The organism is Thermobifida fusca NBRC 14071 = JCM 3263 (assembly GCF_001592045.1).
In the GTDB taxonomy this organism is placed as follows: domain Bacteria; phylum Actinomycetota; class Actinomycetes; order Streptosporangiales; family Streptosporangiaceae; genus Thermobifida; species Thermobifida fusca.
On sequence record NZ_BCWB01000009.1, the window covers coordinates 21,982 to 32,461 of the forward strand.

The following is a 10,480-nucleotide window of genomic DNA, read 5'->3' on the forward strand; positions in this document are numbered from 1 at the left end:
CACACTCCAAGAACGGAAGGCGGTAGCGCAATGACTGGCCAGGTGTCATGGGACCACGATCCCCTTGCTTCACCGGACTCACCTGACAAGCGCCCGTGGACGGCCAAAGGGCTGCGCGCCCGGCGGCGGATCCTGGCCGCGGCGCGGAAGTGTTTCGCCGAGGTCGGCTACGAGAAGGCGACACTCCGCATGATCGCCGCGGAGGCGAACTCCGACAAATCCTCGGTCATCAAGTATTTCGGCAGCAAAGAGCAGCTTTTCCGCGAATGCGTGTACTGGACGATCCCCATCGACGAACTCACCGCGGACGCCCCCGACCAGTCTGCCGAGAACTATTTGCGTTCCATGCTCTCCGCTTGGGCGAGGGACCCCCACAGTCCCATGGCGGTGCTGCTGCGGGTGAGCATGACCAACAAGGAGGCGGCTGACCTGCTGCGCTCGCATATCACCACGCATTCCGTGGAACGGGTGATGAAGCACATGAAAGGACCCGACCCTGAGCTGCGGGCCGGACTCTTCGCCGCCATGATGATGGGAATCGCCAGCGGCCGCTATCTGCTGCGCATTCCCGGCCTGGCCGAAGCGGAACTGGACGATGTGCTCCGAGTGGCTGCTCCCGCTATCCGTGCCCTCATCGCCGTCGAGGAGGGCACAGACAGCACAGAAGAAAAGCAGGACAGAACTTGACCTGTTCCGATGCTCACCCGGCTAGGTGCCCGGCTGACGCTAGCGCAGCCAGCGCGGACTCCCATGTGGCGACCGTGTCCCCGCGTTCCGAAGGAAGCGTGGAGACGACCCGGCTGCTCCCCTCCAGCACGGTAGGCAGCCGCCGTGCCGCGGCGGCAAGGCCCTTGCCCGGTCCGACTTCCACATAGGTGTGTGCGCCGCGCCGGTCGAGCGCCTGCAACGCCGGCCAAAACAGGACAGGCCGCGACATCTGCGACGCCCAGAATCCGGGGTCGAGCGCTTGTTGTTCAGTGACCGGTTCTGCGGTCAGCGAGGAGACGAGGGGAATCGCGGGACTGTTGCGCTGCTCGGCGGCGATAGCCTCCTGGAACACGCGTGCCGCTTCAGCCATGGCAGGCGAGTGGAACGGCTGTGCGGTTCTGACCGCACGCGTCGTCATCCCTTTGGCTTTGAGGACCGCGTCGGTGGCGGCGAGCTCAGCCTCCGGACCGGCCAGGACCGTCTGGGCGGCCCCGTTGACGGCGCCGACGGCCACCCCCGCACGGGCGCACTCGGCGGGGATGAGCGGTTCAACGGTGTCAGGGGCTGCCGCCACCGCCAGCATGCCGCCACGGGGCGCCTTCCCCAGGGACGAGGAGCGGGCCGCAAGGATCCGGGCGGCCGCGGGAAGATCCCACACGCCGGCGAGGGTTGCCGCACACAATTCGCCGATGCTGTGGCCGAGCAGGACGGCTGGTCGCAGGCCCCGGTGCTCCAGGCTTTTCGCTGCCGCGTAGGCCACCCCGAACAGTAAGGGCTGGGCGTTGAGGCCGTCGTGGACACCGTCGGCGGGCTCGCCGGTCAGCCACAGTTCCCGCAGCCGCTCCCCGTCCGCGCCGAGCAGCTCCAGGAACTCGTCCATCACCTCGGTGAACACCCGGTCGTATCCGTGGAGCGCCGCCCCCATCCTCCGGTATTGGGCGCCTTGCCCGGGAAGGAGCAGCGCCACAGGGGGTGCGAGGACATGCTGGTTCACTGCGCCACCCCCACGACCTGGCCCACCGTGGCGTCGTTGGTCAGCATGTCCAGCAGGGCGCGGGCAAGATCAGCGCGGGTGATCGAAGTGCCGTTGGGCACGTTCGATCCCAGCGCACTCCGATAGGTGCCGGTGCCGGGCCCGTCCAGCAGCCGCGGCGGACGCACCACCGTCCAATCCAGCCCTGAGGCCGCGAGTTCTTCCTCCATTTCTGCCAGGTCGGCGTACTGGGGGGCGAAGGCGAGACGGACCAGGGGGGTGAGGAGGAAGCGGATAGCGAACTTCTCTCCCTTGGGGGACGGTCCGACCGGGGCCGCGCTCACCACCAGGATTCTGCGGGTTCCGCTCTCCTTCATGGCGCTCACCACCGCCCGGCTTGCCTGGGCGACGATCCCCGCTTCCCGGTTGCGGCGCGCGCCGAGCGCGGACAGCACCGCGTCCTGTCCGTAGAGCAGGGGGCGCAGTGCCTCGACCGACGTCACGTCCGCTTTGACCGTGGTCAAGGCTTCGTGTTCCAGGGAGATTCGGGAGGGGTCTCGGGCTACTGCCGTCACCTGGTGCCCTCGTTCCAGCGCCTGGTGCACCAGGTGGGTTCCCGTCCGCCCGGTGGCGCCGAACACGATGAGTTTCATGGTTCTGCTCCGTTCTTTTTTGCGGTGCCCCGGATCAGGCCGCTACCGCCCACGGGGGACGGTCTTCGATCTCGACCACCGCGCACGTCCAACTGAACCCGGCGCCTACCCCGGCCATGAGGATCCGCTGCCCAGGCTGGGCTGCCCCGCTTTCCACCAGATAGGTGAGTCCGGAGAACTGGTCTCCTGCGCCGAGGTGCCCCACGGTTCGGCCCCAACGCCAGGTCGAACGCTCCGGGTCGATTCCGAAGGGGACGAAAAAAGTGGCGGACAGCCGCCGTCGCCCCAGGTGGGGAAGGACGAACCAGTCGATGTCGGCCAGTTCGGTGCCTGAGCGGGCCAGCGCATCCTTCACCGCTTGGCGCTGCCCGTCCGCCATCTGCGCGAGGGTGAAGGAGCGTCCGGCCTCCGCGATGAACTCGTCTTTGCAGGCGCCCAGGTCGACCCGGTCCCGGTAGGTGAAAGGGACCGTGCCGAAGGGTGCCGTGCCGCGGTGCATGGCCTCCAGTTCGGGACGCGAGGTCGACGCGATGCTGAGCAGTCGGGCGAACCCGCGTCCCCGGGTGAGGAGCAGGGCAGTGCCCCCGTCGGCGTAGACGGTGCCGGGATCGCTGTTCCACCGGTCGAAGCCCGGCGGGGAGAAGCGGTCGCCGGTGGTGATGAGCACGCTGGAGGATTCCGGGGCGGCTGCGAGGTGGGTGGCTGCGAGGTCCATGGCCCCCATGCCGCCGTTGGACACTTGGCCCAGCCAGAAGGCGGGGCAGTCGTTGCCTACGGCGGCCCGCTGCACGTAGGAGGCGGGGGCCCACAGTTCTTGGCCCTGGTAGTAGATGCTGGCGTGGAGGACCAGCCGGATGTCGCTGGGGGAGGCGCCGGAGCGCGCCATGACGATCCGGGCGGCGCGGGCTGCCATCTCCGGTCCGGACAGCCCGTCGGACACGGTCACGGATTCCACGCCGAGCTGTTCTTCCGTGCCCGGCGGGCATTCTCCGCGGGCTTCGGCATCCTTGGTCCGCACGCGGCGCGGCAGCCACGATGCGCTGGCGGCGATGCTGATCCCCGTGCTCACCGGTCTGCCTCCGGCGCGTCCACGATCTCGCACACGAGGTCTCCTTGCGCGACCGGTGTGCCGGCTTCCACGGCGAGCCCGCGGACGATCCCGGCGCGGTGGGCGGTGATGGGCTGCTCCATTTTCATCGCTTCCACGAGGAGGAGGGTGTCTCCCGGCTGTACAGCGTCCCCGTCGGCGACGACGACCTTCACCACGGTTGCGGGGGTGGGCGCGGTTACCGCGGTTCCGGCGCGGGACCCGCCGCGCGGGGGCGGGCTGGTCCTCGCTGCTCGGCGCGGGCGAGGGAGGACAGCGGTGGTGGACCGTGCCGTGGGCACGCTGACTTCGAACCGCTGGCCGTTGACCTCGACCAGGACCCGTTCGCGGGATTCGCTGGGGGGCGCCTGCGCGGGTGCCGTGCCCCGGGGTAGTTCTTCAAGCAGGTGGAAAGGGAAGCTGGTTTCCACCCAGCGGGTGTGGATGCGTGGCACGTCCGCCGTGAATTCCGGGGTGTCCAGCAGGGCCCGGTGGAACGGGAGGAGGGTGGGGACGCCGGCGACCGTGACGTCGGCGAGGGCGCGCCGTGCCCGGGCGAGGGCGTGTGCGCGAGTGTCCCCTCGGACGATGAGTTTCGCGATGAGCGAGTCGAAGTGCGGGGGGACGGTGTCGCCCTGCTGGTATCCGGTATCCACTCGGATTCCCGGTCCGGTGGGAAAGACGAGCTGGTCGAGACGGCCCGCGACCGGGGCGAAGCCGCGGTGGGGGTCTTCCGCGGTGATGCGGAACTCCACGGCATGGCCGTGCACCGGGAAGTCGGTGCGTTCCAGCCGCTGCCCGTCGGCGATCCGGAGCATTTCCTGGACGAGGTCGACCCCGGTGACTTCTTCGGTGACGGGGTGCTCCACCTGCAGTCGGGTGTTGACTTCGAGGAAGGACAGGGTGCCGTCCTCCGCCAGGAGGAACTCGCATGTGGCGGCACCCACGTATCCGGTTGTGCGGAGGATGGCTGCGGACCCTTCGCGGAGGAGCTCCCACTGGTGCGGGGTGAGCCCCGGCGCCGGGGCTTCCTCCACGCGCTTCTGGTGGCGGCGTTGGATCGAGCAGTCTCGGGTGGACAGGACGGCGACATTGCCGTGCGCGTCGGCCAGGCACTGGGTTTCTACGTGGCGCGGGCGGGCCACGTAGCGTTCCACGAAGCAGTCTCCGCGGCCGAAGGCGCTGGCGGCTTCGCGTACCGCTGCTTCCAGCAGCTCGGGAATCTGCCGGGTGTCGTGGACGATGCGCATCCCGCGGCCGCCGCCCCCGTGGGCGGCTTTGACCGCGACCGGGTATCCGTGGCTGCGGGCGAAGTCGGCGACTTCTGCTGCTGTGGTCACGGGCCGACCGGTTCCCGGCATGACGGGGACTCCCACGTCGCAGGCGATGCGGCGTGCGGCGACCTTGTCGGCGAGCAGTGCGATCGTTTCGGCGCTCGGACCGATCCAGGTGAGTCCGGCCTCGCGCACAGCCTGGGCGAACGCGGCGTTCTCGGCGAGGAACCCGTACCCGGGGTGGACTGCATCTGCTTTGCTGGCGGCGGCTACGGCAAGGAGTTTGCTGATGTTGAGGTAGGTGTCGGCTGCGGTCTCGCCGTGCAGCGCGTAGGCTTCGTCGGCGGCGCGGACGTGCAGGGCGTCCCGGTCCGCGTCAGCGTACACGGCGATGCTGACCAGTCCTGCCTCCCGACACGCGTGGGCGATCCGCACCGCGATCTCTCCACGGTTGGCGATCAGGACTCTACGCACGTGTTCCTCCTGTCTGCACGGTCTTCGCGCGGTCCAGGGCGGTGTGGAGGACGTCCTGCCAGGCAGCGCGTCGGCGGATGGCGGTGCGGTATCTGGCGATGGCGCCTTTGCCGCCCACGGTGAGGGCCCCGGTGATCCGCTCGCCTGTGCGGTAGAGGCAGGCGAACTCTCCCCGGGCGGGGTCGCCGACGACGGCGGTCTCGTCGGCGGTCGGCTCTCCGATGAACTGGATCCGCCGGCCGTACCAGTCGCTCCAGAAGTAGGGGATGGACGCGTGGGGGGTGTCCGGTTGGCCGGTGGCGATCCCGCGGGCGACGGCGGCTGCCTGGTGGGCCGCGTTCGTCCAGTGTTCGACGCGGACTTTCCTGCCCAGCCACGGGTTGAACCAGCGGGCAACGTCCCCCACCGCGTACACCCCGGGCACGGTGGTGCGCAGCGCGGCGTCGCATTCCACTCCGTCGGTGCACGCGACACCTGAGCCTTTCAGCCACTCCGTGTTGGGGTGGGAGCCCACGCCGACGACGACCGTGTCGGCTTTGAGGACAGATCCGTCGGAGAGCAGGACTTTCTCGACGCGTCCTGTCCCGTCGAGCGCGGTGACGGTCACCCCGCAGCGGAGTTCGGTGCCGTGGGCGCGGTGCAGGGCGGCGCAGAGGCGTCCGGCTGTCTCCCCCAATGCTGCGGCGAAGGGGACGTCCCTGGCTTCGACGATGGTGACGTGCAGGCCCAGGGTTCGCGCGCTGGAGGCAACCTCGGAACCGATGAAGCCTCCGCCGACGACCACGACGCGGCGGGAACGGGCCAAGGATTTCCGCAGCGCCCTGGCGTCAGCGACCGTGCGCAGCAGGTGCACTCCGGCGAGGTTGGCGGCCCAGCCGGGGGTGCGGGGCCGCACCCCGGTGGCGATGACGAGCGCGTCGTAGGGGATGGTGTGGCCTCCCGCGTGGACGGTCCGGGACCGGGGGTCGAGCGTGTGGGCGGCCACCCCCAGGCGCAGGTCGACGTCCAAGTCGCGGCGCAGGTCGTCGGCCGGGCGGTACACCGGTGTCTGCGGTTCTTCGCGGTCTTCCAGGAAGCGGGTGGACAGCACGGTGCGGTCGTAGGGGGCCACGGGTTCGTCGCCGATCAGGGTCAGCTCGCCGTCGAATCCGGCGTCCCTGGCCCCCTCCACTACGCGCAGTCCCGCCAGCGACGCCCCGACGACGACAAGCCGTCTGGTGCGGGCGGGCGCGGTCATTGTGCCCTCAGAGCGCTGACCGGGCAGGCGCGGACTGCGCGCATCGCGTCGTCCTCGTAGCCTTCGGGCACTCGTTCCCCGTCGAAGAGGGTGACCAGTTCGCCTTCGTCGTCGAGGCGGAAGAGCGAGGAGGCCACTTCCTCGCACAGCCCGTGTCCTTCACACCGGGCGTAGTCGACGTGGATGTCCATCGGTCTCCTTTCCGCGTCATCGGCCAGGTCAGGCGGAAAACTCGACGGGCAGGGTCGTCATGGCGCGAATCGTGTTGTGGACCCGCCACGTGGGCTGTCCCACTTCGATGCGGGCGACTTTGCGCACGAGGGCGTTGAGGAGGGAGTGGCCTTCGAGGCGGGCCAGTCCTTGTCCGACGCATCCGTGGATGCCGTGGCCGAACCCGACGTGGGTGTTGGCGTTGCTGCGGGTGACGTCGAAGGTGTCGGGGTCTTTCCAGTGGCGTTCGTCCCGGTTAGCTGAGGCGTAGACCATAAGTGCCCGGCTGCCGCGGGCGAGGGGGATGCCGCCGATCTCGGTGTCTTCGGTGACGTATCTGGACAGGGCGCGGATGGGGGCTTCGTAGCGGATGGACTCGTTGAGGACGTTGGGGATGAGGGAGGGGTCTTCTCGGACCATGCGCCACTGGTCGGGGTTTTCGCCGAGCTGCCACAGCATGGTGGACAGGGCGGAGACGGTGGTGTCGAGGGACGGCACCAGGTAGTCGCCGATGAGTGCGGGGAGGAGCTGCTTGTCGACTTCTCCTTTCTCTGCGGCTTCGACCAGGGCGGCGCCCCAGCTTCCAGGGGCGAGCCGTCCTGGGCGGACGATCTCGGCCATGTACTCCCACATGCCTTTGAGCGTGGGCAGGTCGCGCAGCGCCCGTTCGTTCATGGGGCCGAGGGCTTGGAATCCGGCGGAGGCCCAGTCGAGGAAGTGTTCGCGTCCTTCAGCGGGCCAGCCGAGGAGGTCGGGGACGACGGACAGCGGGAAGATCTGGGCGAAGTCGCGGACCCCGTCGAAACGGCCGAGTTCCAGGAGGTGGTCGATGAGGGCGTCGGCGCGCTCCTGGAAGTAGTCGTGGTGTTTGCGGAGTGCCCTGGGGGTGAGGGGGCCGCCCATCACGCCGCGCACATGGTCGTGGTAGGGCGGGTCGCTGACGAGGGCGCTGCCCTTCATTTTCTCGTTGAGGGGGTCGTTGAGCGCCACACCGTAGCCGGAGGCGAAGGTGCGGTGGTCGTGGAGGGCCGCGTAGACGTCGTCGTAGCGGGTGACGGCCCACACCTGGTAGCGCTCCAGCCACACTGCGGGGGCGGTGTCGCGGAGCCTGCGGTAGGTGTCGTACGGGTTGAGGATGACTTCTTCGGAGTAGAAGTCGAGGTCGGTGGAGGGGGCGAGGGTCGTCATCGGGTGCCTTTCTGCGTGGTTGGGCAGGGATGCGGAGTCAGAGAAGGGAGCCTCCGGTGGCGTCGATCCAGGCGCCGGTGATCCATCCGGCTTCGGGGGAAGCCAGGAAGGCCACGATCGGTGCGATGTCGGCGGGGGTGGCGAGCCGTCCGAAGACGGAGAGCTGGGAGAGGGAGCGGCGGACGGCGGGGTCGGCTAGTCCCGGATGCCCGGTGTCTACGACTCCGAGGGCGACGGTGTTGACGGTGATGCCGCGCGGGCCGAGGTGTTTCGCGAAGTGGAGAGTGACCATCTCCAAGGCGGCTTTAGCCATCGCGTTGGCGACTTCGGGCGGGTTGGCGAACCGGGTGAGTCCGCTGGAGATGTTGATGATCCGGCCCCCGTCGGGGATGAGGGGTTCCAAGGCGCGCACGATGTGGAGGGGTGCTTGGGCGTTGACCCGCATGAGGTGGTCGACGTCGGCCGGGTCGAGGTCGGAGGGCGGGGCGGTCACCTCGGTGGCGGCGTTGTTGACCAGGATGTCTACTCGTGGGGCGGTTGCTGCGCCGAGGACTGTGGCGAGCTGTTCGGTCAGGGCGGAGCGGAGGCGTTCCCCGTCGTCCGGCCTGCCGAAGAGGGTGTGGACGGCGACGGCTGTCCCTCCCCGCTCCGTGATCTCGTGGACGACTTGGTCGGCTTGGTCCGCGCTGAACCCGTAGTGGACGGCGACGGTCGCTCCTTCCTGGGCCAGCCGGTGGGCGATGGCTTTTCCGATGCCTCGGTCGGCTCCGGTGACGAGCGCGACTTTTCCGTCACATCTGCCCATGGGAGTCCTCCTGGCCGGTGGTGAGGGTGGGGGACGGGGCGGGGGTCGGCGGGGAACCACCGGGCGAGTTCCGGTGCTGGATCGGTGTCGGCTGTTCCGGCGGCCGCCGTGTACCCGTCGGGGCGCAGCAGCAGCCAGCCTGCTTTGCCCCGGTCGAGCAGCACGCCCCGCCCGGTCGCCAGCAGGGTGCGCAGGCGTTCCTGGTCGGCGGGGCCGAGCAGGTCGGGTGGGAGTCGGCGGCCGACTGCCGGGTCTGGAGGGGTGGGCGAACCGTAGCGGATGTGGAGTCCGCTGATCCGCAGGGCGAGCTGTCGGCGTACCGCCGGGTATGCCATGAGTTCCGCGAGGAGGGTGCGCAGCGGTTCCACTTCGGGGCCGCCGAGCAGGAGCAGGGTTTGCGCTCTGATGAGGGCGAGGGTGCGTGCCGCTTCGGGTCTGCGTTCCTCGTCGTAGCTGTCGAGGAGCCAGTCGGGGGCCCGTCCGGTCACGTGCGCCGCCAGTTTCCAGCCGAGGTTGAAGGCGTCGTGCAGGCCGAGGTTGAGCGCTTGGCCGCCCACGGGCATCTGCCGGTGCGCGGCGTCCCCTGCCAGGAGGATCCGCCCGTTGCGGTAGCGGGTGGCGTGCAGGCACGTGTCGTCGAACCTGTCGGCCCACACCACGCGGGCTCCGGACAGGTCGTCCCCGGTGACGTCGTGCCAGGCGTCGATGATGTCGTCGGGGGCTGGGGGCCCGGCGTCGTTGGCGGGCCCCCAGTTGCGGCGGTGGACCATGATGCGGGTGAGGCCGCTGGGGTCGGTGGCTGAGACGGCGAGGCCGCGGGGATGCCGTTCGAACCGTCGCGTGGGGACGTCGACACCGGTGAGGTCGGCGCGGAGCAGGTGGCGTTGGGGTCCGGTGCCGGCCAGGTCGAACCCGCCGACTCGGGCCACCGTGCTGTCTTGGCCGTCGCAGCCCACCACATAGTCGGCGCGCACGGTCTCCGGACCGGACGGGCCTTCGAGGCGGGCTTCCACCCCGTCCGCGTCTTGGCGGAGGCTGCGCAGCGCGGTGCCCCGGCGCACTACGGCCCCGAGGCCGTGGACCCACCCGGTGAGGACCGCTTCGAGCCTGGTCTGCGGGACCTTCCACACGCCGGCCCGGGGCGAGGGCACGTCGCCGAGGTCGAGGGGAAGTCCCGCGAAGTGCCCGGTGCGCACGGGGTCGGGGGGACCAAGCGCGGTCAGCAGGCCGCGCTGGTCGAGCAGTTCCGCGCTCAGCGCGTGCACCGTGGATGCGCGGGACTCGGTCATGGGTGTTGCGCGCTGCTCCACCACCTCGACCTGGGCTCCGCCGAGGCGGAGTTCGCCGGCGAGAGCCAGGCCTACGGGTCCGGCCCCCACTACGAGTACCTGCGTGGATCTCATGTGTCAGTCCCGTCCCCTGTCCGAGTGGTCGCGGCTCAGCGGCGTTCCTCGACGTAGGCCTTGGCCAGTCCGAGAGTGGCTCGGCTGTTGGCGCCTAGCGCTTCCCGGACTGCTTTCCGGGCCTGAGCCAGGTCGGCTCCTGCTCCGAGCACGTCGGTGATGCGGTCGGTGTTGATCACCACGGTGTGCTGCGAGGTGGCGATGGTGCTGTCGCCGTCCTCGACGAAGGTCCAGCGCCCGGTGTGCAGGGACAGCAGGGCGGGCAGGACGAGCTGTTTGTAGACGATGCGCTGGTTGTCGAGGCAGACCCGCACCGACCGGGTGGTGTGGGTGGTGCCGTCGGTGCTGCGGGTGTCCATTTCGAGGATCTGCAGGCCGGGGGTGTCTTCAGTGAGTTCCACCCGGGCCACGTGGGGCAGGCGTTCGGCCCACAGGTCGGCCCGGTTGATGAAGTCGAAGAGGTCCTTG

General features: G+C 69.6%; 10 protein-coding genes and 1 pseudogene. 1 reads left to right on the forward strand and 10 read right to left on the reverse strand.

The features are described 5' to 3' along the window. The first annotated feature begins 30 nt into the window (after positions 1–30). Positions 31–687, forward strand: a complete 657-nt coding sequence (locus tag TF1_RS01470; protein WP_011291679.1) for a TetR/AcrR family transcriptional regulator — start codon at positions 31–33, stop codon at positions 685–687. Positions 688–700: 13 nt separating this feature from the next. On the opposite strand, the gene TF1_RS01475 is transcribed toward TF1_RS01470, so the two are convergent. The 10 genes and pseudogenes from TF1_RS01475 to TF1_RS01520 form a co-directional block, all read right to left on the reverse strand. Then, complete coding sequence (locus TF1_RS01475) at positions 701–1,702, reverse strand: acyltransferase domain-containing protein (protein WP_011291678.1); 1,002 nt, start codon at positions 1,700–1,702, stop codon at positions 701–703. Continuing rightward, positions 1,699–2,334 (reverse strand): NAD(P)-dependent oxidoreductase, encoded by a 636-nt coding sequence (locus TF1_RS01480; protein WP_011291677.1) that lies wholly within the window; start codon positions 2,332–2,334, stop codon positions 1,699–1,701. Before TF1_RS01480 ends, TF1_RS01475 begins: the two co-directional genes overlap by 4 nt. A 34-nt stretch (positions 2,335–2,368) precedes the next feature. Continuing rightward, positions 2,369–3,436, reverse strand: coding sequence for a ketoacyl-ACP synthase III family protein (locus tag TF1_RS01485; RefSeq protein ID WP_196794329.1), 1,068 nt, complete (start codon positions 3,434–3,436; stop codon positions 2,369–2,371). After that, positions 3,400–5,169, reverse strand: a complete 1,770-nt coding sequence (locus tag TF1_RS01490) for an acetyl/propionyl/methylcrotonyl-CoA carboxylase subunit alpha (protein WP_061783557.1) — start codon at positions 5,167–5,169, stop codon at positions 3,400–3,402. The genes TF1_RS01485 and TF1_RS01490 overlap by 37 nt, the downstream gene beginning before the upstream one ends. Continuing rightward, positions 5,162–6,406, reverse strand: coding sequence for an NAD(P)/FAD-dependent oxidoreductase (locus TF1_RS01495; RefSeq protein WP_061783558.1), 1,245 nt, complete (start codon positions 6,404–6,406; stop codon positions 5,162–5,164). The genes TF1_RS01490 and TF1_RS01495 overlap by 8 nt, the downstream gene beginning before the upstream one ends. Beyond that, entirely contained in the window at positions 6,403–6,597 is a 195-nt protein-coding gene (locus TF1_RS01500; protein ID WP_011291673.1) for a ferredoxin, read from the reverse strand. Before TF1_RS01500 ends, TF1_RS01495 begins: the two co-directional genes overlap by 4 nt. A 28-nt stretch (positions 6,598–6,625) precedes the next feature. After that, a complete protein-coding gene (locus TF1_RS01505; RefSeq protein WP_016188547.1) occupies positions 6,626–7,804 on the reverse strand; it encodes a cytochrome P450 in 1,179 nt (392 codons plus the stop codon). A gap of 37 nt (positions 7,805–7,841) precedes the next feature. Next, positions 7,842–8,609, reverse strand: coding sequence for an SDR family NAD(P)-dependent oxidoreductase (locus tag TF1_RS01510; protein ID WP_061783559.1), 768 nt, complete (start codon positions 8,607–8,609; stop codon positions 7,842–7,844). Positions 8,610–9,082: 473 nt separating this feature from the next. Then, positions 9,083–10,012, reverse strand: a pseudogene (locus tag TF1_RS01515) (FAD-dependent monooxygenase); the annotation flags it as partial. A 35-nt stretch (positions 10,013–10,047) separates the two neighbouring features. Beyond that, positions 10,048–10,480: aromatase/cyclase (locus TF1_RS01520; RefSeq protein ID WP_218016126.1), on the reverse strand; the 433-nt coding region annotated here is incomplete at its 5' end.